Raw genomic sequence first — 25,908 nt, 5'->3', positions numbered from 1 at the left:
AAAGGACATAAACAATGAGCAACGACGATCCAATAGTTATCGTAGGTGCAGCCCGAACGCCAATGGGCGGATTTATGGGTTCACTGTCGGACGTAAAATCGACTGAGCTTGGTGCTAATGCAATCGCTGCCGCTGTTGAGCGAGCAGGCCTAAAAACAGAAGATGTACAAGAAGTCATTATGGGTTGTGTTCTTCCTGCCGGAGTCGGCCAGGCGCCTGCTCGACAAGCAGCACTTGGCGCAGGAATTCCTAAATCTACTGGTTGTACGACGGTCAATAAAGTCTGTGGTTCAGGAATGAAAACCATGATGTTAGCACACGACCTTCTGGTCGCAGGTACCAATAAAATCATGGTTGCTGGCGGAATGGAAAGTATGACCAATGCGCCTTACATGCTTGATAAGGCAAGAACAGGCTATCGATTTGGTCACGGCAAAGTGATCGACCATATGGCATTTGACGGCCTGGAAGACGCTTACGAAGGCCAAGCGATGGGTGTTTATGCTGAAGATACAGCGGAAAAATACGGCTTCACTCGAGAAGCTCAAGATGAGTTCGCAATTACCTCACTAAAACGCGCACAAAAAGCAATTGAAGATGGCGCTTTCAAAGATGAAATTTCTCCAGTTGTGATTAAAACTCGCAAAGGTGACATCGCCATCGATACCGATGAACAACCACAAAAGGCCAAATTCGATAAGATTCCGCAATTGCGCCCGGCTTTCAAAAAAGACGGTACGGTAACAGCAGCCAATGCCAGCTCAATTTCTGATGGTGCAGCGGCGACTGTGTTAATGCGTCAATCGGAAGCCGAAAAGCGCGGTTTAAAACCTATTGCCAAAATTTTGGGCCATACTACACACGCTCGAACGCCTGCTGAGTTTACAACGGCTCCTGTTGGTGCAATGAAAGCGTTGTTTGAAAAAACAGGTTGGTCTTCAAGCGACGTTGATTTGTTCGAAATTAATGAAGCATTTGCCGTAGTCACGATGGCAGCCATTAAAGAACTGGAACTCGATCATGATAAAGTGAATGTTCATGGTGGTGCTTGTGCACTCGGCCATCCTATTGGTTGTTCTGGCACACGTATCGTCGTTACGTTAATTGAAGCTCTAAAACGTCACGGTAAAAAACGTGGTGTAGCATCGTTATGTATTGGCGGTGGAGAAGCAACGGCTATGGCCATTGAGCTGATATAAAAACGAAACAAGCAAAACGTTAAAATAACATCGTTTTATCGGGTTGTTGTTAAGACAACCCGAAGCTATTTAGCAAAAGTAATTGTTAGATTATTTTGATTTAGAAACTGATCAATAAACAGGTTTACGCGCATGATACTAACCGAAGAACAAAATATGATCCGCGACGCCGCGCGACAATACGTTCAAGATGTAATAAAACCCGATCACATGAAGTGGGATCAGGAAAAAACATTTCCCAAAGAAGCCTTACAAGGTCTAGCTGATTTAGGTTTTTATGGCATGTTGATTCCCGAAGAATTTGGCGGTTGCGATATTGGTTATACATCGGCTGCGTTAGTGCTTGAGGAAATTGCAGCAGGTGATGCTGCTTGCTCAACCATTGTGAGTGTCACCAACTCTGTAGCAAGTATGCCCATCTATCAATTTGGAAATGATGCGCAAAAAGAAAAATATTTAAAGCCTTTAGCTTCAGGTAAACACCTCGGTGCATTCTGTTTAACAGAACCCCATGCCGGAAGCGATGCCTCGGATCTAAAAACCAAAGCAGTGAAAGATGGTAATGAATGGATACTCAATGGCGTAAAGCAATACATTACTTCAGGTAAAAATGCGAATACTGCCATTGTGTTTGCCGTAACGGATCCTGATGCAGGAAAAAAAGGAATCAGTGCCTTTATCGTTCCTACAGACACTAAAGGTTACATCGTCGCAAAAGTTGAAGACAAAATGGGACAACACGCATCGGATACCTGCCAAATAATTCTAGAAGACTGCCGTATTCCAGAAGATAATCTTTTGGGCGAGTTGGGACAAGGTTACAAAATTGCTTTATCCAATTTAGAAGGTGGACGAATTGGCATCGCTGCTCAATGTGTTGGCATTGCTCGAGCAGCACTCGAGGCGGCAAATGAATTTTCCAAAGATAGAACATCTTTCGGCAAAGCAATCAACAAGCATCAAGCCGTTGCTTTTAAATTGGCAGATATGGCAACACAATTAGAAGCCGCTCGCCAAATGGTGTTACATGCAGCACAACTTAAAGATTTAGGACAACCCTGTTTGAAAGAAGCATCAATGGCAAAATTATTTGCTTCTGAAGTTGCGGAAAGAATCTGTTCCGACGCCATTCAAATTCACGGTGGTTACGGATATTTAACCGATTTCCCAGTCGAAAAATATTATAGAGACGTTCGTGTTTGTCAAATTTATGAGGGAACCAGTGAAGTACAAAAGCTGGTTATTGCCAGAGCACTCGAAAACGAATAACAACGCTCTTTCAAAAAAATACAATTTTTCAGTGAATCGTATTTTAAAACAATTATAAATTTCAATGACTCGCCAGATAATGCGCACAAGATTATCTGGCATGACTGAATAAGTAACATAACAATTGGAAATGTCATGTCGCGAATAAAATCCAGCATTAATGCTCGAAGTGAAGAGTTCAAAATTAACCACGAATACATGACCAGTCTTGTTGATGACGTGCGAGATAAGATGGCTGTCATAGCTCAAGGTGGTGGTGAAGAAAGAAATCAAAAACATTTAAGTCGAGGCAAATTATTACCACGCGACCGCGTCAGAAAATTATTGGATGTTGGTTCACCTTTTCTCGAACTGTCACAATTCGCAGCTTACGACATGTACGACAATGAAGTTCCTGCCGCAGGAATCATCACCGGTATTGGTCGAGTCAATGGCATCGAATGTATGATCGTTGCTAACGACGCTACCGTTAAAGGCGGAACTTATTTCCCCGAAACCATTAAAAAACATTTACGCGCACAAGAAGTTGCTGAGCAAAATCACTTACCGTGTATTTATCTGGTAGATTCTGGTGGCGCCAACTTGCCCCAACAAGATCAAGTGTTTCCCGACAAAGAGCATTTCGGAAGAATTTTCTTTAATCAAGCCAATATGTCTGCCAAAGGCATTCCGCAAATTGCGGTTGTGATGGGGAGTTGTACTGCCGGTGGTGCTTACGTTCCAGCGATGGCTGATGAAAGCATTATTGTCAAAGAACAAGGAACAATCTTCCTTGGTGGCCCACCTCTTGTAAAAGCAGCAACCGGTGAAGTAGTCACCGCCGAAGAGTTAGGTGGAGCCGATGTTCATTGCCGAACGTCAGGCGTTACCGATCACTTTGCCAACGACGATGAACATGCATTAAAAATTTGCCGCCAAGTGGTCAAAAACTTAAATCATAAGAAAAAGCCGCAATGGGCAATCAGTCAACCCAAAGCACCCGCCTACCCTGTCGAAGATATCTACGGTGTTGTGCCGAAAGATTCTCGCAAACCATTTGATATTCGAGAAATCATTGCTCGCGTTGTTGACGACTCTGAGCTCGATGAATTTAAACCTTTATATGGCAACACCTTAATTTGTGGCTTCGCAAAAATTTGGGGTTATCCGGTTGGCATTATTGCAAACAACGGCATTCTTTTTAGCGAGTCCGCGCTCAAGGGTGCGCACTTTATCGAATTATGTTGCCAACGCAATATTCCACTCGTGTTTTTGCAAAATATCACTGGCTTTATGGTAGGTAGAAAATACGAGAATTCAGGCATTGCGAAAAATGGTGCGAAAATGGTGACAGCCGTTGCCTGTGCCAAAGTGCCTAAGTTTACTGTCATTGTTGGTGGCAGTTTTGGTGCCGGAAATTATGGAATGTGTGGGCGCGCTTACAGTCCCCGCTTTTTGTGGATGTGGCCCAACTCAAGAATCTCCGTTATGGGCGGCGAACAAGCAGCGAATGTTTTAGCTCAGGTAAAACGAGACAACTTCGATCGTAAAGGGATTGAGTGGTCAGAAGAAGAAGAAAAGAAATTTAAAGCGCCCATTGAGGAGCAATATGAAACTCAAGGGCATCCTTACTATGCATCAGCTCGTTTATGGGATGACGGAATTATTGATCCAGCAGATACACGAACGGTACTTGGGTTAGGTTTATCCGTCTCATTAAATAAAGAACAAGAAGACACCCAGTTCGGTGTGTTCCGAATGTAAGTCGAAGGAGATTGTTATGAGTGAAACAAAATCGCTGAAACTCGAAGTCACCGCCGACGGCGCGGGTGTCATTACAATGAATCGTCCTGATGTTCATAATGCTTTTGACGATCAACTCATTAAAGATTTAATTCGAGCACTCGAAAAAATGGAACAACACGACAAAGTACGCGTGTTAGTTTTAAAAGCAGAAGGCAAAAGTTTTTCTGCCGGTGCCGATTTAAACTGGATGCGTCGTATGGCCGACTACAGTTGGTCAGAAAACTATCAAGACTCTTTAGCCCTCGCCTCTCTAATGCAAAAGCTGTATCAATTTAAAAAGCCAACCATTGGCTTAATTCAAGGCGCTGCTTTTGGTGGTGGTGTTGGTTTAGTTGCATGTTGTGACATAGCCATTGCCAGCGACCAAGCCAAGTTTTGTTTGTCAGAAGTAAAACTGGGTTTAATTCCAGCAGTTATTAGCCCTTATGTTATCGCTGCCATGGGTAAACGTCAGGCAAATCGTTACTTTATTACGGCTGAAAGATTCGATGCAGAAACGGCTGCTCGGATTGGATTGGTTCAACAATGTGTTCCTGCCGATAACTTTGAAAGTTATTGCGACGAAGTCATTAAAACAACATTACAAAATGGGCCGGAAGCCATTCAAGCGGCTAAGAACTTAATTTCCTTTATTGATGAAAATACTTACGGAGAAGAAATGATTCGCGAAACAGCGCAAAAAATTTCTGACATTCGTGCATCGAAAGAAGGAAAAGAAGGCGTCAGCGCGTTTTTAGAAAAACGCACTCCTAATTGGATTGCCGCAACTAAAACACAACAAGAACAATAAGCTTTGGGAACATTATGTTTGATAAAATATTAATTGCAAACCGTGGTGAAATCGCTTGTCGTGTTATTCGTTCAGCACGCAAAATGGGCGTAAAAACTGTCGCGGTTTATTCAGATGCCGACAAAAACGCTATGCATGTAAAAATGGCCGATGAAGCATGGCACTTGGGTCCGGCACCAGCGAAAGAAAGTTACTTAAAAGCTGAGTTGATCATAGATATTGCCAAGAAGTCAGGCGCAAAAGCCGTACATCCCGGCTACGGCTTTTTGTCAGAAAACACCGCGTTTGCTAAAGCGTGTGAAGAAAACCACATCGTTTTTATTGGCCCACCAGCTTCTGCTATTGATGCGATGGGCTCAAAAAGTGCGGCCAAAGATATTATGAAAAAGGCTGATGTCCCATTGGTACCAGGTTATCACGGCGATCATCAAGAAGCAGATTATTTAAAAACACAAGCTTATGGCATTGGTTATCCCGTTTTAATTAAAGCTACCGCTGGTGGCGGCGGAAAAGGCATGCGTATTGTCGAGTCTCATGACGATTTCGATGAAGCATTATCCTCTTGCAAAAGAGAAGCCCTATCGTCATTTGGTAGCGATGAAGTATTAATTGAAAAATATTTAACAAAGCCACGTCATGTTGAAATTCAAGTTTTTGCTGACAGTCAAAGCAATGCAGTCCATTTATTTGAACGCGATTGCTCCGTGCAAAGAAGACACCAAAAAGTCATTGAAGAAGCCCCAGCTCCAGGAATGACCGAAGAGTTAAGAAATAGTATGGGGCAAGTTGCTATCAACGCAGCGAAAGCCATTGGGTACCAAGGCGCAGGAACCGTTGAGTTTTTATTAGATGAAGACGGTTCATTTTACTTTATGGAAATGAATACACGTTTACAGGTAGAGCATCCGGTTACTGAAATGATCACCGGACAAGATCTCGTTGAGTGGCAATTACGCGTCGCTAATGGCGAACCTCTACCCTGCTCTCAAGACGAATTATTGATCAATGGCCATGCCTTTGAAGCGCGTGTCTATGCAGAAGATCCCGATAACGATTTTCTACCATCAACTGGCCGCCTTAATCATCTGGCAACACCTTCGACGCATCGACATGTTCGCATTGATACGGGCATCGAACAAAATGACGAAGTATCGGTTCATTATGATCCCATGATTGCTAAATTAATCGTTTGGGACAAAGACCGAGCTTCTGCACTTGCTCGACTGCGTGGCGCACTGTCGGAGTATCAGGTCGTTGGACTCAAAACGAACCTTGATTTTCTTTTTCAGCTGGCCAGTCATGACGGATTCAATAATGCTGACTTAGATACAAACTTTATCGCTCGCTTTCAAGACGAACTCTTTGTTGAAAAGCCAGCAATTAACGATCAGGTGATTAGTGTTGCTGCACTTTATACGATGTTAAAGCAACAAGACTATGGCAATCATCATACCGCAGACTTAGCCGACCCTTATTCTCCCTGGGATAAAGTTGATGGTTGGCGGCTAAATGAAGACAACTTCCATCGGGTCACTTTTGTTGATAACAATAGTAAGCTGGAATATTTAACAACCGTTCATTTTCGTGACAGCGCCTTTTTAGTTGAACAGGAAAACGGCGAACACTTAATCTCAGGTGAACTTTCCGAAAATCAACTCAGAGTAAATTTAGAGGGTGAACGATTTACTGCAACGGTTATCGAAAAAGATCATTTACTCAGTTTATTTATTAAAGGTCATGAGTTTCAGTTGGAATTGAAGCAAGAAGGACTATCTGCTGATGATACTGATGCCAATGCTAACCTGACTGCACCAATGCCAGGCACCATTATTTCGGTAGCGGTTGATGCCGGAGATAAAGTTGAAGCAGGCCAACCTATTTTAGTGATGGAAGCCATGAAAATGGAGCACACCATTAAGGCTCCTGCTGATGGTATTGTCACGGAACTCTTTTATCAAACAGGCGACTTAGTAGATGAAGGTGCCGAATTAGTTCTGTTTGAAGCGGAGTGATTTATGATCCAGTATCCAGAGCAGGTTAAAATTGTCGAAGTAGGTCCACGCGATGGATTACAAAATGAAAAATCGCTGATTGAAACTGCTGACAAAATTGAGCTGATCAATCAGTTATCAGAAACAGGCTTATCGGTTATCGAAGCGACCAGTTTTGTCTCTCCCAAGTGGGTACCACAAATGGCCGATAATCGAGAAGTGATGAATGGTATCAATCGCCAAGCAGGCATAAACTACCCTGTTTTAACGCCTAATATGAAGGGGTTCGAAGCAGCACTCGAATCCGGAGCAGAAGAAGTTGCGGTATTTGGCGCTGCCTCAGAGTCTTTTTCACAAAAAAATATTAACTGCTCAATCGAAGACAGTCTCAAGCGCTTTGAACCAATTATGGCCGAAGCGGCTAAACACGATATAAAAGTTCGCGGTTATGTTTCTTGCGTCTTAGGTTGCCCTTATGAAGGAGCGATTGATCCTCACACAGTGGCTGATGTGGCTAAAATATTATTTGATATGGGCTGTTATGAAATCTCGTTAGGCGACACCATTGGTGTAGGAACGCCACTAAAAGCGCAAGCCATGATAGCAACAGTCGCAGAAAAAGTTTCCATTGATCATTTAGCGATTCATTTTCATGACACCTACGGACAGGCCCTGAGTAATATCTTGGCTTGCCTACAGCTGGGTGTTCAGACCATTGATAGCTCTGTTGCAGGATTGGGCGGTTGTCCTTATGCTAAAGGCGCTTCTGGAAATGTTGCAACCGAAGATGTCGTTTATATGTTGCACGGAATGGGAATTGATACGGGAATCGACCTGAACAAGCTGGTTTCGGTAGGACAATTTATCTCTAAAAAGCTGGGGCGTACGCCCATTTCAAAAGTAACGAATGCACTCAGTGCTTAATAATTAAATAACTGAAAGTACAAGGAGCAGATATGTCTGGTTTTGACAAAGTGGTTAAAACCTATGAAGAAGCAATGGCTGGACTCGAAGATGGTATGACCGTCATCGCCGGTGGCTTCGGATTGTGTGGAATACCCGAAGGGCTCATTGCCCAAATTCAAAAAATGAAAACCAAAGATTTAACTTTTGTTTCTAACAACTGCGGTGTTGACGACTTTGGTCTTGGCATTTTATTGCAAGGCAAGCAAATAAAAAAAATGGTGTCGTCTTATGTAGGCGAAAACGCAGAGTTTGAGAGACAGTTTTTAGCCGGTGAGCTCGAAGTTGAACTGACTCCTCAAGGTACATTAGCTGAGAAAATGCGGGCTGGTGGCGCAGGTATACCTGCGTTTTTCACAGCAACCGGCTATGGCACGCCTGTAGCAGAAGGCAAAGAAACGCGAGAGTTTAATGGTCGTGGTTACGTTCTTGAGGAATCAATCACGGGTGAATTTGCTATCGTGCGCGCTTGGAAAGCCGACCGTTATGGCAACTGTATTTATCGCGATACCGCTATGAACTTTAATCCAATGGCAGCAACAGCAGGAAAAATTACCGTTGTTGAAGCAGAAGAAATCGTCGAGCCAGGTGAGTTGAATCCAACCGAAATTCATACACCCGGCATTTATGTTCAACGAGTTATTCAGGGTTCTTTCGAGAAACGCATCGAACGCCTGACATTACGTGATGAATAAGGAGACGAAACCATGGCTTTAACGCGAGAACAAATTGCAAAACGCGTCGCTCAAGAAATGGAAGATGGTTACTACGTTAATCTTGGTATCGGTATTCCAACGCTTTGCGCTAATTACATTCCTGATGGCAGAGCCGTCATGTTGCAATCGGAAAATGGCTTACTCGGTATGGGGCGTTATCCAACAAAAGATGAAGTTGATGCTGATATGATCAATGCCGGTAAAGAGACCGTTACCGCGGTTACTGGTGCCGCTATTTTTAATTCAGCGGAAAGCTTTGCCATGATTCGCGGTGGGCATGTTGACTTAACCGTACTTGGTGCTTTTGAAGTCGATCAAGAAGGAAATATCGCGAGTTACATGATCCCCGGAAAATTGGTCAAAGGCATGGGCGGTGCGATGGACTTAGTAGCTGGAGCACAAAATATTATCGTCACCATGACGCACGCCAATAAACATGGCGAATCAAAAATATTAGAAAAGTGCACCCTTCCCTTAACCGGTGTTAATTGTATTAATAAAATCGTCACCGATTTAGCGGTACTTGAAGTCAAAGATGGTGCTTTTCATCTGGTTGAACGCGCTCCCGGTGTTTCAGTCGAAGAAATTAAAGAAAAGACAGCAGGAAAGTTGATCGTCGAAGGCGATGTTCCAGAGATGGCACTATAACGACAAAATTAATTAAAAGCAGTCGTATAAACGATTGCTTTTTTTACTACTCACTTAAATGTTAGACAGAAAAAAGAAGCAACTATGAAAAAACTACTCTCACTCTTTGCTGCAGCGACTCTGTCGCTCGCAATTGCAGACGAAGGCATGTGGCAACCACACCAATTACCCACCATTGCCAAACAATTGAAAAAAGCCGGTTTAAAACTGGATCCTGAAGATCTTACAGACTTAACTGGATTTCCAATGGGAGCCATTGTATCTCTAGGCGGTTGTACAGCATCTTTTGTCTCAGACAAAGGCCTCGTTGTGACCAACCACCACTGCGCTTATGGTTCAATTCAATATAACTCAACCGAAGACAACAATTTGCTTGAAAAAGGATTTCTGGCTAAAAAATACGATGAGGAAGTACCAGCAGCGCCAGGCAGTCGTATTTATGTGACAGAAAGCATCAGTAATGTTACCAACCAAATCAAATCAGGTTTAACCGACTCCATGTCGGGTAACGATCGTTATCAACATATTGATACACAATCGAAAAAGCTGGTCGCCGAGTGTGAAAGCGACAAAGCTTATCGTTGTTCTGTAGTTAATTTTCACGGCGGATTAGAATATTACCTATTCAAGCAACTCACCATCCGCGATGTGCGTCTTGCTCATGCGCCCGCGAAAAGCATTGGTAAATACGGCGGAGATATCGATAACTGGATGTGGCCACGTCATACTGGTGATTATGCATTTTATCGTGCCTATGTTGGTAAAGATGGAAAGCCCGCTGACTACAGCGAAGACAATGTTCCTTACGAGCCTAAGCACCATTTGAAAGTAAACGCTAAAGGCGTTGATGAAGGCGATTACATCATGGTTCTTGGCTATCCAGGAAGCACCAATCGATATCGAACTGCATCAGAAGTTATTTACACCTTTACACAAAGCTATCCATTATCGAAAGAGTTGATGGGTTCGATGATAGAAAACATCAAAGACAACTCAGCGGAAGGCAGCGATGCGCGCATTAAATATGAAAGCATGCTAGCCGGCTTAGCGAACTATGAAAAAAATCGTGGCAGCATGATGGAGAGTTACCATAAAGGCACCACAGAAGCACGTAAAGTAAAGCTTAGCCAAGACTTGAGAGACTGGGTAAACGATAGTAAAAAACGCAAAGAAAAGTTTGGCGATGCCATCGAGCAACTAGATGCTTTGGTAAAACAATCGCAAAAAACTTCCGTTCGCGATACCTTACTTGGTTACACAGGTTGGGCGTCACAAATGATGACAACTGCCTCTCGTTTACATCGACTCGCTATTGAAAAGCAAAAAGATGATATGGACCGTGAACGTGGTTACCAAGAACGCGACATGAACCGGTTTACTCAAGGCATGAAACGCATTAACCGTCGATACGATCCAAAAGTTGAGCAAGCAATGGTATTTAACTTAATGAATCGTTATGCCAACCTACCAGAAGAACAACGTGTCCCGGCAATCGATCGTTTCTTCGGTTTAGATGACGGTTACAAGCCAGAAGCTCTGAAGGCAAAACTAGCTGAAATGTACAGCAAAACAGATTTAAACGATGAAGCAGTTCGACTTGCCTGGATGGAAAAGTCAGTTGAAGACTTTGAAAAAAGTAATGATCCTTTCATTCAGTATGCGGTAAAAACATTTAAAGCTCGCAAAGCTCTTGAAGATCAAAGTAAAGAGGAGGCGGGTCAGTTTAATGCGGTACGACCCAAGTACATGGAAGCGATTATCGCCTACAATAAATCGAAAAAGCTCCCTGTGTATGCTGATGCTAATAGCACCTTACGAATCACTTATGGCAACGTAAAAGGCTATGAACCTGCCGATGGTATTAAAGCACTTCCTTTCACGACTCTTGAAGGTATCACGCAAAAAGACACCGGTGTATGGCCTTTCAACTCTCCGAAAAAGCAGTTAGAACTGATTGAAGAGAAAAAGTATGGCAAATACTACGACAAAAAAATTGGTTCGGTACCGGTTAATTATTTAGGCACACTAGATATTACAGGTGGTAACTCAGGCTCTCCAACATTGAACAACAAAGCCGAATTAGTTGGCCTTGTGTTCGACGGTGTTTATGAAAGTATTATCGGCGACTGGGATTACGATCCTTCTTTAAACCGTTCTATCCATGTTGATTCTCGCTACATGTTATGGGTTATGAAGCATATCGATGGTGCAGAAAACCTGATTGAAGAAATGGATATTGTTCGATAATACTCTTGAGTCATGTGTTAAATTAAAGCCCCTTCATTGGGGCTTTTTTATTTGCCTATTATCAGTATTATATTAGCTGTTTCATTTCATATCCCACAGCTCATACCAATTCGCAGAGACAATTTCTCCCATTGTTAATGGTCGAAAAACTTCAACAGTGGTTTCCGCTAATTTTCTTTTTAGAGGATGTGGGTATCGAGCTCCTTTTGGTGATACCACAGCTTTGACGATGGGTTTCACCGAGCTTTCCAAGTTTCTTTCAACGACTACCGCAGTTTCTCCATTGTTTAAAAGTACAAAAGTCCCTGGAGGATAAATTCCCATTGCTTTAATAAAACTGCCGTACAAACCCGCGTCAGGATCTTTGTTCATCATAAAGATTTCACGCAGTGCTACTTTAGAAGGCAATAGCTCTCGGTAAGCTCGCTCTGTTGTCATCGCCACGTAGGTATCGGCAACTCCCACTAATTTAGCCAAAGTGGGAATATCATCACCCTCCAAACCAAAGGGATAACCCGAACCATCAATTCGTTCATGATGATATTTAACAGTATCAATTAAGTCTTGATCTTCAATACCCGCAGCCTGTAGCTTTTCAGCCGACTCAATAGGGTGCTTATGCAAAACCTTCTTTTGTCCTTCAGTCAATGGGCCTTTCAAGCCATTTAATTGAAGTTGATAGTCCCACGAGGAGGCATTCTGCATCATAGAGCCACTGATCATGGAAAGAATTTTCTGGGATTCAATTCCTAACGCTACAGCAGCAGAAGCAGCGAGCAAGCTACAAATGATTGCCTGATGTAATCCAGCTCTATCGTTATATGGCCAGTGACAATATCCTAACGCAATATCCGGGTGAGACTTTATTACGCTGTAAACTTCCTTAGATAGTTTTTCTAATAAGCCTTTAGTTGAAGCTTTCCCCTCATCTAATCCATTCATAATATTGCGCAACTTAAGCTCTATCGCGGACAGTTGAGCAAAGGGGTGAATCTGTTCAGTAACAGCGGCGGTTCTCTTCCTTTGTGCAGAGTATCGGCCGGCAGACTCAGCAACACCATACAGATCCATTCGCTTCAAACGTTCAATTTGAGCTTCAGCAGTAATCTCCTGACCTTGTTTATACAATAGCTTACCTTTGCGGTCATAAAGAGACAGCGGCAGTTTAGAACCAACTTTCAAGCCATAATCCGCAATATTAATCTTGTCCAACTTAACCTCTCGGACATTTTCATTTAATTATCAATACCTTAAAGAATAGGACGAGATATTCTACAACGCAAATTCTGAAGTTCTGCTGCACCGACTAAATTAAATTTAAAATTCAAGAAGATAGCTAGTTCTCGAGAGTTTGATTACCTCAGTAACCAGTAAAGATTTATTAACAAAGATTGCGATGACGACAGGAATTGCATTAAATTGCCATGAGGAATTCTGATTCAGCTTAAGCTTAATAGCGATAACCTGAGCTGAAATCATCCTATAACATTATAGAGATTGTGTTAGTCCTGATTAAAGAAAAAAGCCGAACTATCGTCCGGCTTTTCAGTATGCAAGGTATGATTATTTAAACTTTGTTAGTTTACTGGCCATACATTCTGGCGAACCACACAAATTTTTTCCTTTACTTGCTGACTGATAGTCATTGTCTCTGTGTGCCTGACCGACATTTCGAGAAACAAATCGTCGATCGGCTTGTAGAATATCATTCACAATCAACGTTTTTATGTCCTCTTTTGACGCTTTTTGGATGGTTTCAACCAATTGATCCCGCTTATTGAAATCGGTGTAACCTTCACTAAGTTCATTGTTATATCGAACTGAACGCATCACCATTCGCGTCTCATTTTTCTTTATGTCGTTGATCAAACCTTCTTTATGAGCAACAAAATCTACATCACTCATTTGGTCCAACTCTTCAACAAATTGGCGAACGAAAGTATCGATTCTTTTTTCCAATTCAATCGGCCCAACTTTTGGCGATTGAACGAAAAACGAAATGTTAGGGACCTTTGCCAACTCGTTTGAAGTCACACCCACAACATAACCAAGCTGCTGATCCGTTCTCATCGTTTTGTAATAACTCTGTGACATAACCTGAGTTGCCAATCGATATTTCGCCGTCAATTTTAGATCAGGCTTATCACCTTGAAAAAGAACGACGATCGCTGAATCATTATGATCAATGTCAAGTTCCAGAATGTTCTTACCAGAAGTTAATTCGTAGACTCGACTTTCAGGCTTTTCTGCAATGCTTTTGCTTTTCATCAATTCTTTTTGTAAAAAAGCCGATAACTGATTTGCATATTGTCGATCAACGTTACCATGAGCGAGAACCTCAACACTACCAGCTTTGTGGAATGCTTTAATGTAACTTTCCATATCTGAAACAGTCACATTTTTAAGAGAGCCTGCAAGAACTTCTGGTGCATAACTACGCTCTAACAAAGTTTGATTAACACCACCAAAAACCTGACTAATAGGTCGATTAAACTTACTGTTTTTCCAAGCCCGAATTAAACGATCTTTATGAATATTAAATCGCTCTGGGTCAATCGCCAAGTTCATAATACGCTCATTTAATACTTTCATTAGCATATCTTGCTTTTGATCGTATCCGTACACCGCATAAGTTAAACCTCGGCTGTTTGACCAAAGTGAATATCGCAACCCGGCTTCTCTAGCTGCATAAGCATAGCTTTCCAAGCTATCATTTAACAATGCCGTGTAGAGTTGCATCTTCGCGCGATTGCTAGAATCATCTCCAGCCAACTGAGAATAAACAGACACAAATACATCCGCTTTTGGCAATTTAAACTCATTATCTTGCTTATAGTAGAGTTTGAAACCGGGTTTATCCGTATGTAACTCAGGTATCTCTTGTTCCTGCTTTACCGACTTAACTGTTGGATTCTCAGCAATAAACTTATTTTCACCAGGTAATTTATAAGACGCTAAACTGTCAACTTTTGACCATTCGCTCAAAAGCTCACCGTCCAGTTTTTGCATACTATAAGGCGTTTGATAAAGAGGCTCTACTTTGTCAGTACTTAATCCCTGAGCAATCACAACTTGTCTCAAATTAGAGGGCGTCAAGTAATTTGCATACTCAGCAATTAAATCGTTATCAAAATCCTTATATAGATATCCGTAGTTTAAAATGTGTTGCGGCTCAACATATTGCATGGTCGTTGCTAGAGAGGAAACCTCGGATGCAGGAGTCGATTTTTCTTTAAATTGAAAATTTAACTCTGCAATTTTTTTACGCTCTAAAAATCGTTGTTGCTCAATCCCCTCTTGACGAATTTTTTCGATATATACGAATGTTTCGTCAGTAATTGAATCGATATGATTCATGCCTTCTTTTGTTAAAGCATATTCAATAAAAAATATTTCGGTATCATCGGGACCATAATTGTAGGCTGCTATTGACTCAATCCAACCTTTCGACTTTAGCTGGTCGTATAAGCTTCCTTTTGCCTCATTCCGAATTAGATTGGACAAATACCCCAAAGGCTTCTTTTTATAATAGGGCGTGGATGATGGCATTGGAAATTGCAAAGATAACGTGTGAGCGTCTTTCAATGGTGTAATATTGATTCGAACACCCAGTTGATCATCTTTAAATAATTGTGTCTTTACGTTTTGCGGTTGACTGCCATTGTTTTTAATATCAGAAAACTTTGACTTAACGTATGCCTTTAATTCATCAATCGACTCTTTGCCCAAAACAGTCACTGTCATGCGGCTAGCGGAATAATGTTCTGCATAAAAAGCTTTTAAGTCAGGTAAAATAGGATCGCCATCTCGCTCTGCCAAAGTGTCCAGATTGCCTACTGAAAATTGTGAAGCAGGATGCTCTGGATTAGACGTTGCTTTTAAAACTTCACGAATGCGACGACCTTCTTCTTTTATTTTTAACTTGTACTCAGAATGGACCGCATTTTTTTCACGCTCAACATATTGAGGGTCAAACAGGGGCGCAATAAAAAATTGTGCAAATCGATCGAGAGCGGGTTCCAAATAGTCAGGTTTAATATCAAAAAAGTAAGTGGTGTGTTGCTGCCCTGTTCCTGCGTTATTCATTCCACCATGTTTTTTAATAAACTCACTGTATTCACCCACCTCTGGATATTTTTGAGTTCCCAGAAAAAGCATATGTTCAAGATAATGTGCCAATCCTAATCGATCTTTGGGATCGGCCATATGCCCAACATGAACGTCTAACGCGGCGGCCGATTTATCGGTTGAAGGATCGGAAATAACTAATGCTCTTAATCCATTATCGAGCACAAAATATTCGTAGGCTCGTTCGTCGTTAGGGCTTTTATTTATTTGAGCATCCGTCAATTGTGTCACCTCGTAAGATGTTGCCATATTGCCGCAGCCCGATACGAGCCCTAATCCCAATAAAATCCCAATCGTGAAGGGTTTAAATCCTATTTTCATTTTTTCACCTATTTTTACTTAGCGTTCTTGCATATTAACGAGCTAGTCATCATATTACGTCAGTCGTTACATATCAGAGTGTAAAAAAATGTTAAAAGTGAGATAACATTTTAAGAATTCAGCATATTAGTTAATCATCATCTTTGTGTGAACTTTTAAAAAAGGCCTCTTCTTGACCTCTCCGCTAGTTCAAAAAGCTCGAAAAAACAACAACTAACAGAAAACCGATGGAATATGCAATGAGTAAATACCCAAAGAATTTAAGATAAGTTATGAATGTTAAACCTTCTACTTTACTCATGGCAACGACACCGGCGGCAGAACCAATGACCAATAATGCTCCACCAACACCTACAGAATAGGTTAGAACTAGCCACTCAGAAAGGCTCATTGCAACACCTGACTTCAACAAAGCTGCTGTAAGTGGCACATTATCGAACATCGCTGACAACAAACCGATAACATAATTAGCGCCTAATGCTGGAATATGTTGATACAATTCTGGAAAATAGTTAAGTACTCCCTGCTCTTTCATCATACCGACGAGTAATAAAACGCCCAGGAAAAAGAGCAATGTATCAAACTCTATTCGACGGACATAATCCAATACCGGTTCATCTCGATTAAGAAACTGCACGACTAAAAACATCGTTGATAAACCAAATAGAAAAACCAATACGGGTGGGATGGAAAATAAAATGTTTAATACCAAAGTCGCCACGATAGTACAGAAAAATAAGACACCGATAATTTTATCACCAGAACTCACGTTACTCTCAGTTTTCGAAACTATAACCTCACCTGTCATTGACCAAGACAATAATGTGGCTAGAGACAACACGGCGATTAATGCAGGTAAAACAATCAAAAACAAATGCATGATTTGAACTTTACCTGCTAAAAATATCATCAGGGTCGTCACGTCGCCAGTAATCAGTGCAGCCCCACCGGCATTAACTGAAAATATAACCAAAACAAGAAAGCGAATTAACTTGGCTGTTTCTAGTTTCAAACTTAATAGAATACTCACACATACAAGTGTTGAGGTGATATTGTCAGCCAACGAAGAGAATAAAAATGCGAAAAATCCAGTAAGAAACATTAACGTTTTCTCACTCATTTTTTCCGGTAATAATCTTTGAATTACGCCATCGATAATTCCTTTGCTCGATAGATACGCGACAAAAGTCATGGCTGCCATCAAAAATAACCATAAAGTCGCTATATCCAGTAGGTTTTCATTTAAAGCTTCACTCGCGGTGTTTACATCATGACCATGAGGTAAAGCCACGTAATAGAGTAACCAAACGAGAGAGCCAAAAAATAATGTCGTTTTTGCTTTGTTGATATGAACGATATCTTCAACAACAATGGACAAAAATCCTAAAACGATAAGGGTAAGAATGACGTATGACACAGCGAAACTCGAAACAACAGATCATGAAAGCGCGTAATTATAACCGAACTGTTAAATAAACATTACTCATAAATTCAATTCAAACAATCGATGTGTAAAACTTCTTCACTTGAGCTAATGAAACACGGTTAATTTTACCGTGCAAAATGAATCTACCTATCTAGACCGAGTACAATCAATCTTGATTGATTAAACCCTGTTTATTTAGTGAGCGAAAGTTGCATGGATTGACAAAAGTGCGAAGGCATTCAACAAATTAGCTGATTTCCTTGTGAATAGTTCACTGTCATATTTTGATTGTCATGAGAAAATTCCCCACTAATTTAGCGTATTTTGTTCAACGGATTATTCTTGTCATTGCTTATGGACATTAAGTCAGAATTTACAGTTTATCGACCAAGTAGACGCAACACTTATCGGGTTCGCTCGACAAGTCGCGGTGAAAAAGCACAGTCCAATTTGCAACAGGCCAGCTATGTCGTGCCTTATCATTCAATCGAACGACTTCACGAAGCTTCCAATTTTCTCACACGCGACGAAGAAGGCTTAAGGTACGGTTCGAAAAAAGCCATGCAGCGCTTTAAGCAAGTCGCTTATGACGAAGAACTCGATTACCTGAACAATCTCTTCAATATCAACATAGTTGTATAGACATATGTAGCTTACTGTCACTAGCCAAATAGCTAACATCTCATACCAATAATCTATAGCTACCCAGCATAAATATCTAAAAAATCCTTTTAATAATATTTAGATATATCGAAACACACATGCTCTATTCTCTATAACCAAGCGTATTAGATCTGAGAAGTCAGTGGAGCCAGTGACATGACAGTATTCAAACCAATAGAAGGTCGCCTATACCGAATCGAAGATTCCGACTTGACGTTTGAGGTTTTGACTTGTCGATTGACTGGAGTGTTAGTGAAATACCCTTGTGGAATGAAAAGGACTTTTTCGGTCAGAGATTGGTGCCTTCTCAATTTAGAACTGGTTAACGAGCCGACAATTTCAATAGAACAAGCCCACGTCTAGAGATACGCAGAAGCCTCTCTTTTTTCCATTTGATTGTGTCGCATTTCACAATCGTCACAACGCGTGACAGTCGGATAAACAGAGAGTCTGGTTACATCTATGTCACCATAGCAATCTAAGCAACGACCATAATGATCTAAATCCATTCTATTCAAAGCTGCACGAATGGATGTTAACTCTTCGAGAAAGTAACTGATGGGCTTGTATTCTTCATCATTAAGATAATAAGCAAAATCAATTGTGCCATTTTCAATAATAGCATCTGCTAATATCTTAAATGAGGGGCGATTCGATACTGTAAGTCGCTGCTGCAACTGGTTACGAAATTTTTCCTCGCGCTCCGTAAGCTTTTGGCGAAACAATTCCAAATTTTTCGGAGAAATCAAATTATTCATGCACCACCCCTAAACCTAATCTTCCTAAGTGATTATTAGTCGTTCCAGTAATTTTTTTGAACCACTCTTTATTTTTAGTCTGACAACCGGCAAAGTGCAACACGAAATAATCGAAAAACACTGTAAGCCATTCCCTACTTGTATTAACAACCCAATATCTCGATACAGGAAAGTCAATAGGTTAGGAGGGGGAGTTAATATCAATCGTTAAGAATGCAACAGAAGCAATTGAAGTTTTACTGAGAATGATTCCAAGCTCGAGTTTTTTATCCTCCTCTTATAACTAAAATATTTACTGAAATTTTCTATTGACTAGGCCCGTAATCGGTTTATGACGTTTTCATTACAGGCTCAACCAGTTATCAAATTACGTTTTTATCAAAAACCTAATATGCAATAATCAGTTAGGAAATAAAAACACCCTTTCAAGTAAAGCTAGAGATAGACCTGGCCCAGTTCATATAGTTCGACTTTAAAGTTTAAATAGGAAAAAGAATGCGCTTTAAAGTGATCCAAGCGATAAAGAAAAAACAAGAAATTATTCGATAATACAACTAATTTAATTAACAGAAGCTAACGAATGGCAATCATTAAAAAGAATCACTATTAACAATGGAAACTTACAGATAGATAAAAAACATCTTTTAAAGAATCTATTCTTTTTAAGTAAATAACTTCAATAATAAAAATAACGAATCCAGTTATACTCATAAAATCATGCATTTTATAAAAAGGAATAGTAGTAACATGTTCAACAATATCGTTGAAGCTCCCAATAAAAAATCAATATCTGAGCTTCTCGGAATTACCTTATAAAAAGGATCAGTAAAAAATCTGCCTTAGTCGCCGCTCCTTATCAGCTAGAACCATCAAATAAAATACGCTTAAATATCAAAGAGTTGCACTCTACTGTGCCAAAGGATCGTCCTTCGGAAGTTTGTTAAATATCCATACCGCTAGACGATGCTTAAACGCTCCCAAGCTTTCTTCTTTTTCCGGCATCGGTTGAATTAAGTTATCGTGTACAAGTAAGCGATAAATACTTTCTATTTTTTGATTGAGTGACATGGTTGAAGAAAAGCTTTTATAACCACGGTTTTGTGCATAACGTTCACCAACAACCAATGCCTTTTTCAGTAGTTCTTTTTCATTTTTTAACTTTTTCATTTTTCACCGAGTTTATTAAAATATATAAAAAGCAATGCAGTGAGCATAACTCAATTCTCTGCTTAGTGTTCAACCTTTGTTAATATTTGGGCACCCTCTTTACGAATGATCATAGTGTGTTCGAATTGTGCAGACCAATTACCATTGCCCGACACCAAAGTCCAACCATCGCTTGCAGCTTCGGTGTATTGAGATCGAGTTGACAAAAAAGGCTCTATAGTGATTACCATTCCCTCTTCCAAAACCCGAGTATCGTTTTTATCAAAATAATTAGGAATGCATTTGGGGTATTCGTGTAATGACTTACCTATACCATGACTGGCAAGGTCTCTTAGAGTTTTATATCCAGACTTTGTCGCGACTTTTTCAATTGTTTTTCCAATTAGGTTTATTTTATTGCCAGCCTTTGCAACTTTAATTGCTTCGTTTAAGGCATTCATTGTTGAATCAACCAAGTGCTGTTTTTTAGGATCAACAGGCGTCATTAAAAAAGTAAAACCCGTGTCACCAAAATAACCATTTTTCTCAGCAGACACATCAATGTTTACAACATCACCAGCTTTTAATTTTCGACTTCCAGGCACACCATGCGCGGCTTCCTCATTAACACTGATACATGTATAACCCGGAAAATTGTACATCACCTGAGGTGCCGAAAGAGCACCTTTCGATCGTAAAAACTCAGCTCCTAGCTCATCCAATTCTTTTGTGGTGATGCCTGGTTGTAATTGACGCCCCATATAATGGACACATTCAGCGACGATTTGTCCAATGTGTTTTAGGTGCTCTACTTCTTCATTTGTTTTTACGATCAATCAGCCTCCTCTACCGCTCAATAACGGCGCATGCCAATGAAAGAAATATTGGAAGATTCAGTTCACATAATACAAGCTTTTGGCAGTTCAATACGCTACCCATTAAAAAAACATCACCAAATTAGCAATTGATAAAATAAGAATGGACAACCAGGTGAAACAAGTTCCCCAAAAACGACCAAAAGAGGTTCCGTGACTACTACCTAAACCTTGAGCGTGTAATACCCTGCCGAGGACTAAAAGCATTCCCGCGACGTGTGCCAAATATTTAAAACCGCCATTTGCTTCGAAAAAGGCTAATAGCACCAAAGCTGTCGGAATGTACTCTACAGCATTCGAATGAACTCGAATCGAGCGTTTCAACTGGTGATCGCTACCATCACCAATACCCACTTTCAGCCGACGCCTGAGACGCACTACCTGAAACGCCAACACCAAAATCAAAACTCCACAAAGGGAGCCGTACAATGCAGCAATTGGAAATAACATAATTAAACTCTATTCGTCTTTTTATTAGTTTTGAGTATAGAGATTCAAAACATAAATTGAAACAACCAGTCTTGAGTTCACCGAGTTAAATGGTACTATCTCGACCACCGCCCTAGCGGCCCCCAACCTTCTATTAACACTGATATTTTGAGATATTTATGAATGACCAATATCGAAGCCAGGAGCTTCTCGAAACTCGTAAATCAGGATTAACCTTTCCTAAAATGCTGAAAAAGAGTGGCGTCCTTATTTTTATACGCTTAGTGCTCATTGGACTGTGCGGTTCTGCCGTAGTGTCTGGGGGTGAACATGCGAGCTTTGCTTTACTCGCCGGAGGAGTATTGCTTGGAGCACTCGCTCAGGACTTAGGGTGGTATTTACGCCTAAGTAGTGCATGGTCATTCACCGAGAAAGTAACTGACTGGGAAAAGGTGGAAGAACTCGCTAAATCACCTTCAGATTAGCTCTAATCCTTATTTCCTGAAGGTAGAGCTTCAACCACAGCGGCTTGTTGTAAAATGACTGGATACGCGGGCACTTCATCACCTATATGCTCGATACTCCCCCTGGGTAAATTGGATATTTTACGAGCTACATCGAGTCCACGAACGACTTTACCAAAAACCGCATAGCCATAACCTCGATTAGTTTCATTTCGACGGTCGAGGTGATCGTTATGCTTTAGATTAATGAAAAATTGACTATCAGCACTATGCTTTTCATTATGCCGAGCCATCGCAATAGTTCCTTCCAAGTTTTTAAGTCCATTCGTCGCCTCATTTTTAATAGGCTCGAAAGTATCGATTGCTTGATAGATTTTATCGAATCCGCCTCCTTGAATAACAAAATCAGGCGCTATGCGGTGAAACACAGTTCCATCAAAATGGCGGCCTTCAACATACCGTAAAAAGTTTTTTACGGTAATGGGTGATTTTTCATCATATAGCTCGAGATAAATATCACCATAGTTTGTCTGTAGCTTTACCAAGGTTTCCGAAGCGACAGTTAATGAGAAAAACAAACCAGAAAGAACACAACAGAAATTCAATAAACCTAAACGGAACATGCCTTAAACATCTTTAATAATAAGTTAATATAAAATATTATTCACCACACAAAAAAAGCTCGCAAGCGAGCTTTTTCATGAATCGATAAAATGACAAAATTTATTTTTGATTATGCTCAGCAAGCTTTTTGCTGTTTTTAAGTTTAATGAAGTCGGCAAGAATATTACCCGTTTCATCCAACTTAAAGTCATCATCTTCAAAAATGGTCTCATCAAAATCTTTCAAGTCTTTGACTGGCTCCATTCCGCGATCTTTTAATCGCTGATTGATTCGTGCCAAACGTTTTGCTTTATTCTTTTCAATTTCTGCTTTACGTTTTTTCTTGTTCAAAGAAATCGACTTGTCATTTTTCTTATCCATGTATACCTGAATGTCTTCTTCAAGATACTCAAACTCTTTGCTTTTTTGTCGCCGTTGCAGATGCTTTTGACGCAGAGCTTCGACAAAGCCATTGACTTCATTTACCGGTGTAAAGTTAGCTTGTTTAATCGTATCCCAAGGTAAAGCATTATCGTAACTGCTCTCTCCGAAATCTTCGCGAGAAAAAGCAGATGGATAGTCGATATCAGGAACAACTCCTCGATGCTGAGTTGTTTCGCCTGATACTCGATAAAATTTGGATGTGGTTAATTTAAGTTGCCCTAACTCTGAATCGAGCAATCCTCGAAAATGGTTGAGATCACGCAACGTCTGAACCGTTCCTTTACCAAAGGTTTGCTCGCCTATAATTAATCCGCGGCCATAATCTTGAATTGCCCCAGCAAATATTTCAGACGCAGAAGCACTTCCACCATTAACCAGAACCGCCAATGGACCATCGTAGACTGTACCGTGCTCAACGTCAGGGTGAACTCGAACACGGTTTCTTGAATCTCGCTGCAATACCACTGGTCCGTGGTCAATAAAGAGTCCCGTTAATTCAATCGCTTCATCAAGCGCGCCACCACCATTATTTCGTAAATCAATGATCAAACCATCAAGGTTTTGCTTATCAAACTCTCTTATAAATTTGGCAACGTCTTTCGATGTGCTTTTGTAATCAGGTAACTGCTTGTTGTACTTCGCATCCCAATCAACGTAAAACTTTGGAATATCGATTACGCCAAAGGTTAATGTCTTACCATCCTGGTTAATTTCAATCGTCTTTGACTTGGCAGACAATTCTTCTAGTTTTACTTTTTCACGAGTTAATACCACTTCTTTCGTTTCACCGGCAATCACTTCTTCTTTCGGCAAAATTTGTAATCGAACTTTACTTCCGGCTTCGCCACGGATGAGATCGACTACATCGTCCAAACGCCAACCAATCACATCTTGTATCTTACTGTCTTCTTGGCCAACGCCTACAATTCTATCGCCCACTTTTAACTGCTTAGATTTCGCCGCAGGAGCACCTGTCACGAGTTTATTTATTTTGGTGTAAACATCATCCACCTGAAGCACCGCTCCGATACCTTCAAGAGAAAGCTTCATTTCAATATCAAAGTTTTCCGCTTCACGAGGAGAAAAGTAAGTCGCATGAGGTTCAATGGTCAAAGCGAACGCATTCATAAAATACTCAAACACATCTTCTGATTTATTCTGTGCCATACGACGCTCGGCCATTTTGTAACGTTTGGTCAGAACTTCTTTTGTTTCGTCCCAGCTTTTGTCAGCTAAAATTAAACTTAATGCATCGGCCTTTACCCGTTTGCGCCATAATTCATTTAACTCTTTCTCATTTTGTGGCCATGCTTTATCTTCACGATCAAAGGTGTAAGTCTCATCTTTTTCGAAATCAAAGGGCTTATCTAATAAACTCAACGCGTAGTCATAACGTTCTTGCCAACGCGATTGAAAAATTCGGTAAATGTCATATGCCGGCTTAAGTTGCCCACTAATGATATTGTTATCGATCATTGTGCGATAACGGTTAAATTCATTGATGTCCTTCTGCGTGAAATAGCTTTTGTTGCTATCGAGAATGTCGATGTACTTCTCTAGAATTTCTGCCGATAAATTATCGTTATTGCGGATACTCGGTTGCGAATAATGAAGGTCAGAAAATATTCTAGCTATGTATCGACTGGCAATTCCATGACTCGGTTTTGGCATCAACTCCGCCGGATCAAGTTGAGATACTTTATCCTCGGATTGTGTTATCGGCGCCTCGATAAGTGCTTTATCTGAATTATTGTGTTTCTGTGGTTCGTCTTGCGCCGATAATGCGAGTGGAAAAGCAACAAGTACCGTAGCCACAACAGACTTGAAGCCATAGATATTTTTCAACCAATCTTTAGTCATATACTACCCAATTTGTTTGCACGAAAATTTCGAACATTCGTTTTAAATTTGAACAATACGATATCATTCTGGCAAAAGAGAATTCCGTATCCTAAGCCTTTGACCTAACATACCTTTGAAGGTTCATAATTGTAAATAAAGCAGACTTCTTTATGCCTCTTCAACTAATAGTTTGCAAGAATTCATTACATTATCAAGTAATAAACCCCTTTCTTTTCAAATTCGTTTAACTATAGTATGAGTAACACTCTGTTTTTTCGATGAATTTATGCTCAAAAAGATAAAAACATGGACCGAAAACTGGCTCAATCGAGAGAGCCCGCCACCGCCATTTCCGCTTACTGATTTTGAGCGACTTCGTTATGGCTTACGACCTGGTGACGTGGTTTTGGTCGAAGGTCGTACGCGTGTTTCCGAAGTTATTAAACTGATCACTCAAAGTCGTTGGTCTCACGCTGCTCTGTACATCGGTCGTATACACGACATCGAGGAGCCCGAGATTAAAGAACGACTTGCTGAAATTTCTTCCTTCGACCCCTCCGAGCAACTATTAATTGAGGGATTATTGGGCCAAGGCACTATTTTGAGCAAATTGAGTGATTATTCGAATGACAATCTTCGCATTTGCCGCCCTTCAGCACTTTCCCACGGTGATGCCAACAGCGTCATCGAATACGCCATCAACCATTTAGGAACACCTTATAACTTTCGCCAAATGGTTGACTTAGCACGCCTTTTATTCCCTTGGGTGATTATCCCAAGACGCTGGCGCTCTTCCCTATTTCGCAGTAGCGCTGGAGAACCAACACGAACTGTCTGCTCTTCGATGCTGGCCGAAGCCTTCAATGCCGTTGATTACCCTGTACTACCCAAATTTAAGAAAGTCGGCAAAGATCGCGTTGAATTAATAAAACGTAATGCAAAACTCTTCACTCCCGCTGACTTTGACTACTCTCCTTATTTTAAGATTCTTAAATTTCCTTTTTGGGGCGAGTCAGACAAGGCACATTACCGTGACCTGCCCTGGAATAAAGACGGATTAATGGCCAATGATGATGAAAATTTCACAATTGGTGATTAATTTTCTATCTCGGCTTGCATTTCTCAGACGATGTTCTAATTTTACTGTAACAGTTTCCAAATTCCCCTAACCCAGGTGACCTTGTACGGGCCTGGGTATTTT

General features: G+C 40.8%; 22 protein-coding genes. 13 read left to right on the top strand and 9 right to left on the bottom strand.

Annotation, left to right across the window (positions count from 1 at the left end; all coding sequences use genetic code 11):
• The first annotated feature begins 14 nt into the window (after positions 1-14).
• From FAX86_RS18890 to FAX86_RS18850, 9 genes are all read left to right on the top strand, one after another.
• Entirely contained in the window at positions 15-1,199 is a 1,185-nt protein-coding gene (locus FAX86_RS18890) for an acetyl-CoA C-acyltransferase (RefSeq protein ID WP_144395043.1), read from the top strand.
• Positions 1,200-1,331: 132 nt separating this feature from the next.
• A complete protein-coding gene (locus tag FAX86_RS18885) occupies positions 1,332-2,468 on the top strand; it encodes an acyl-CoA dehydrogenase family protein (protein ID WP_144395042.1) in 1,137 nt (378 codons plus the stop codon).
• Positions 2,469-2,603: 135 nt separating this feature from the next.
• Positions 2,604-4,211 (top strand): carboxyl transferase domain-containing protein, encoded by a 1,608-nt coding sequence (locus tag FAX86_RS18880; RefSeq protein ID WP_144395041.1) that lies wholly within the window; start codon positions 2,604-2,606, stop codon positions 4,209-4,211.
• Between the two features lie 16 nt (positions 4,212-4,227).
• Complete coding sequence (locus FAX86_RS18875; protein WP_144395040.1) at positions 4,228-5,043, top strand: enoyl-CoA hydratase/isomerase family protein; 816 nt, start codon at positions 4,228-4,230, stop codon at positions 5,041-5,043.
• A gap of 14 nt (positions 5,044-5,057) precedes the next feature.
• Entirely contained in the window at positions 5,058-7,055 is a 1,998-nt protein-coding gene (locus tag FAX86_RS18870; RefSeq protein ID WP_144395039.1) for an acetyl/propionyl/methylcrotonyl-CoA carboxylase subunit alpha, read from the top strand.
• A gap of 6 nt (positions 7,056-7,061) precedes the next feature.
• Positions 7,062-7,958: a hydroxymethylglutaryl-CoA lyase gene (locus FAX86_RS18865; protein WP_144395067.1), complete on the top strand. Its 897-nt coding sequence runs from the start codon at positions 7,062-7,064 to the stop codon at positions 7,956-7,958.
• Between the two features lie 32 nt (positions 7,959-7,990).
• On the top strand, positions 7,991-8,692 hold the full coding sequence (locus FAX86_RS18860; RefSeq protein WP_144395038.1) for a CoA transferase subunit A: 702 nt from the start codon (positions 7,991-7,993) through the stop codon (positions 8,690-8,692).
• Between the two features lie 12 nt (positions 8,693-8,704).
• Complete coding sequence (locus FAX86_RS18855) at positions 8,705-9,361, top strand: CoA transferase subunit B (protein WP_144395037.1); 657 nt, start codon at positions 8,705-8,707, stop codon at positions 9,359-9,361.
• A gap of 84 nt (positions 9,362-9,445) precedes the next feature.
• Positions 9,446-11,608 carry a S46 family peptidase gene (locus FAX86_RS18850; RefSeq protein WP_144395036.1) on the top strand — a complete coding sequence of 721 codons (2,163 nt, stop codon included), beginning with the start codon at positions 9,446-9,448 and terminating at the stop codon, positions 11,606-11,608.
• 81 nt (positions 11,609-11,689) lie between these two features.
• On the opposite strand, the gene FAX86_RS18845 is transcribed toward FAX86_RS18850, so the two are convergent.
• The 3 genes from FAX86_RS18845 to nhaD all read right to left on the bottom strand — a co-directional run bounded on the left by FAX86_RS18845 (position 11,690) and on the right by nhaD (position 17,474).
• Positions 11,690-12,820 (bottom strand): HD-GYP domain-containing protein, encoded by a 1,131-nt coding sequence (locus FAX86_RS18845; RefSeq protein ID WP_144395035.1) that lies wholly within the window; start codon positions 12,818-12,820, stop codon positions 11,690-11,692.
• Between the two features lie 351 nt (positions 12,821-13,171).
• Entirely contained in the window at positions 13,172-16,057 is a 2,886-nt protein-coding gene (locus FAX86_RS18840) for an insulinase family protein (protein ID WP_144395034.1), read from the bottom strand.
• Positions 16,058-16,241: 184 nt separating this feature from the next.
• On the bottom strand, positions 16,242-17,474 hold the full coding sequence (gene nhaD / locus FAX86_RS18835; RefSeq protein ID WP_144395033.1) for a sodium:proton antiporter NhaD: 1,233 nt from the start codon (positions 17,472-17,474) through the stop codon (positions 16,242-16,244).
• Between the two features lie 363 nt (positions 17,475-17,837).
• Between nhaD and FAX86_RS18830 the strand changes: the two genes are divergently transcribed.
• Together FAX86_RS18830 and FAX86_RS18825 are read left to right on the top strand one after the other, a co-directional pair.
• Positions 17,838-18,125: a hypothetical protein gene (locus tag FAX86_RS18830; protein WP_164503673.1), complete on the top strand. Its 288-nt coding sequence runs from the start codon at positions 17,838-17,840 to the stop codon at positions 18,123-18,125.
• A gap of 177 nt (positions 18,126-18,302) precedes the next feature.
• A complete protein-coding gene (locus tag FAX86_RS18825) occupies positions 18,303-18,509 on the top strand; it encodes a hypothetical protein (RefSeq protein WP_144395031.1) in 207 nt (68 codons plus the stop codon).
• Here the strand turns inward: FAX86_RS18825 and FAX86_RS18820 are convergent.
• The 4 genes from FAX86_RS18820 to FAX86_RS18805 all read right to left on the bottom strand — a co-directional run bounded on the left by FAX86_RS18820 (position 18,506) and on the right by FAX86_RS18805 (position 21,375).
• Positions 18,506-18,904: a TraR/DksA family transcriptional regulator gene (locus FAX86_RS18820; protein ID WP_144395030.1), complete on the bottom strand. Its 399-nt coding sequence runs from the start codon at positions 18,902-18,904 to the stop codon at positions 18,506-18,508. The genes FAX86_RS18825 and FAX86_RS18820 overlap by 4 nt on opposite strands.
• Positions 18,905-19,810: 906 nt before the next feature.
• The gene (locus FAX86_RS18815; RefSeq protein ID WP_144395029.1) at positions 19,811-20,071 is read right to left on the bottom strand and encodes a DUF5062 family protein; all 261 of its coding nucleotides are present in this window, start codon (positions 20,069-20,071) and stop codon (positions 19,811-19,813) included.
• Positions 20,072-20,133: 62 nt separating this feature from the next.
• Positions 20,134-20,886 (bottom strand): type I methionyl aminopeptidase, encoded by a 753-nt coding sequence (gene map, locus FAX86_RS18810; protein ID WP_144395028.1) that lies wholly within the window; start codon positions 20,884-20,886, stop codon positions 20,134-20,136.
• A gap of 102 nt (positions 20,887-20,988) precedes the next feature.
• A complete protein-coding gene (locus tag FAX86_RS18805) occupies positions 20,989-21,375 on the bottom strand; it encodes an MAPEG family protein (RefSeq protein WP_144395027.1) in 387 nt (128 codons plus the stop codon).
• A gap of 158 nt (positions 21,376-21,533) precedes the next feature.
• On the opposite strand from FAX86_RS18805, the gene FAX86_RS18800 reads away from it, so the two are divergent.
• Positions 21,534-21,839, top strand: a complete 306-nt coding sequence (locus FAX86_RS18800) for a hypothetical protein (RefSeq protein WP_144395026.1) — start codon at positions 21,534-21,536, stop codon at positions 21,837-21,839.
• A gap of 2 nt (positions 21,840-21,841) precedes the next feature.
• Here the strand turns inward: FAX86_RS18800 and FAX86_RS18795 are convergent, their stop codons facing one another.
• Positions 21,842-22,441: a peptidylprolyl isomerase gene (locus FAX86_RS18795; protein WP_205859256.1), complete on the bottom strand. Its 600-nt coding sequence runs from the start codon at positions 22,439-22,441 to the stop codon at positions 21,842-21,844.
• A 100-nt stretch (positions 22,442-22,541) separates the two neighbouring features.
• A complete protein-coding gene (locus tag FAX86_RS18790; RefSeq protein WP_144395025.1) occupies positions 22,542-24,725 on the bottom strand; it encodes a carboxy terminal-processing peptidase in 2,184 nt (727 codons plus the stop codon).
• A 268-nt stretch (positions 24,726-24,993) separates the two neighbouring features.
• Between FAX86_RS18790 and FAX86_RS18785 the strand changes: the two genes are divergently transcribed.
• The gene (locus tag FAX86_RS18785; protein ID WP_144395024.1) at positions 24,994-25,806 is read left to right on the top strand and encodes a YiiX/YebB-like N1pC/P60 family cysteine hydrolase; all 813 of its coding nucleotides are present in this window, start codon (positions 24,994-24,996) and stop codon (positions 25,804-25,806) included.
• The last annotated feature ends 102 nt before the right edge of the window (positions 25,807-25,908 follow it).

It is taken from the genome of Pleionea sediminis, from assembly GCF_007570825.1.
Lineage (GTDB): Bacteria > Pseudomonadota > Gammaproteobacteria > Enterobacterales > Kangiellaceae > Pleionea > Pleionea sediminis.
This window is presented reverse-complemented; position numbering and strand designations above follow the sequence as displayed.

Excerpts from the sequence above, each read along its gene's own strand:
- FAX86_RS18890 (WP_144395043.1), top strand. The coding sequence starts at position 15 with ATGAGCAACGACGATCCAATAGTTATCGTAGGTGCAGCCCGAACGCCA.
- FAX86_RS18885 (WP_144395042.1), top strand. The coding sequence starts at position 1,332 with ATGATACTAACCGAAGAACAAAATATGATCCGCGACGCCGCGCGACAA.
- FAX86_RS18880 (WP_144395041.1), top strand. The coding sequence starts at position 2,604 with ATGTCGCGAATAAAATCCAGCATTAATGCTCGAAGTGAAGAGTTCAAA.
- FAX86_RS18875 (WP_144395040.1), top strand. The coding sequence starts at position 4,228 with ATGAGTGAAACAAAATCGCTGAAACTCGAAGTCACCGCCGACGGCGCG.
- FAX86_RS18870 (WP_144395039.1), top strand. The coding sequence starts at position 5,058 with ATGTTTGATAAAATATTAATTGCAAACCGTGGTGAAATCGCTTGTCGT.
- FAX86_RS18860 (WP_144395038.1), top strand. The coding sequence starts at position 7,991 with ATGTCTGGTTTTGACAAAGTGGTTAAAACCTATGAAGAAGCAATGGCT.
- FAX86_RS18855 (WP_144395037.1), top strand. The coding sequence starts at position 8,705 with ATGGCTTTAACGCGAGAACAAATTGCAAAACGCGTCGCTCAAGAAATG.
- FAX86_RS18850 (WP_144395036.1), top strand. The coding sequence starts at position 9,446 with ATGAAAAAACTACTCTCACTCTTTGCTGCAGCGACTCTGTCGCTCGCA.
- FAX86_RS18840 (WP_144395034.1), bottom strand. The coding sequence starts at position 16,057 with ATGAAAATAGGATTTAAACCCTTCACGATTGGGATTTTATTGGGATTA.
- FAX86_RS18830 (WP_164503673.1), top strand. The coding sequence starts at position 17,838 with ATGGACATTAAGTCAGAATTTACAGTTTATCGACCAAGTAGACGCAAC.
- FAX86_RS18825 (WP_144395031.1), top strand. The coding sequence starts at position 18,303 with ATGACAGTATTCAAACCAATAGAAGGTCGCCTATACCGAATCGAAGAT.
- FAX86_RS18820 (WP_144395030.1), bottom strand. The coding sequence starts at position 18,904 with ATGAATAATTTGATTTCTCCGAAAAATTTGGAATTGTTTCGCCAAAAG.
- FAX86_RS18815 (WP_144395029.1), bottom strand. The coding sequence starts at position 20,071 with ATGAAAAAGTTAAAAAATGAAAAAGAACTACTGAAAAAGGCATTGGTT.
- FAX86_RS18805 (WP_144395027.1), bottom strand. The coding sequence starts at position 21,375 with ATGTTATTTCCAATTGCTGCATTGTACGGCTCCCTTTGTGGAGTTTTG.
- FAX86_RS18800 (WP_144395026.1), top strand. The coding sequence starts at position 21,534 with ATGAATGACCAATATCGAAGCCAGGAGCTTCTCGAAACTCGTAAATCA.
- FAX86_RS18795 (WP_205859256.1), bottom strand. The coding sequence starts at position 22,441 with ATGTTCCGTTTAGGTTTATTGAATTTCTGTTGTGTTCTTTCTGGTTTG.
- FAX86_RS18790 (WP_144395025.1), bottom strand. The coding sequence starts at position 24,725 with ATGACTAAAGATTGGTTGAAAAATATCTATGGCTTCAAGTCTGTTGTG.
- FAX86_RS18785 (WP_144395024.1), top strand. The coding sequence starts at position 24,994 with ATGCTCAAAAAGATAAAAACATGGACCGAAAACTGGCTCAATCGAGAG.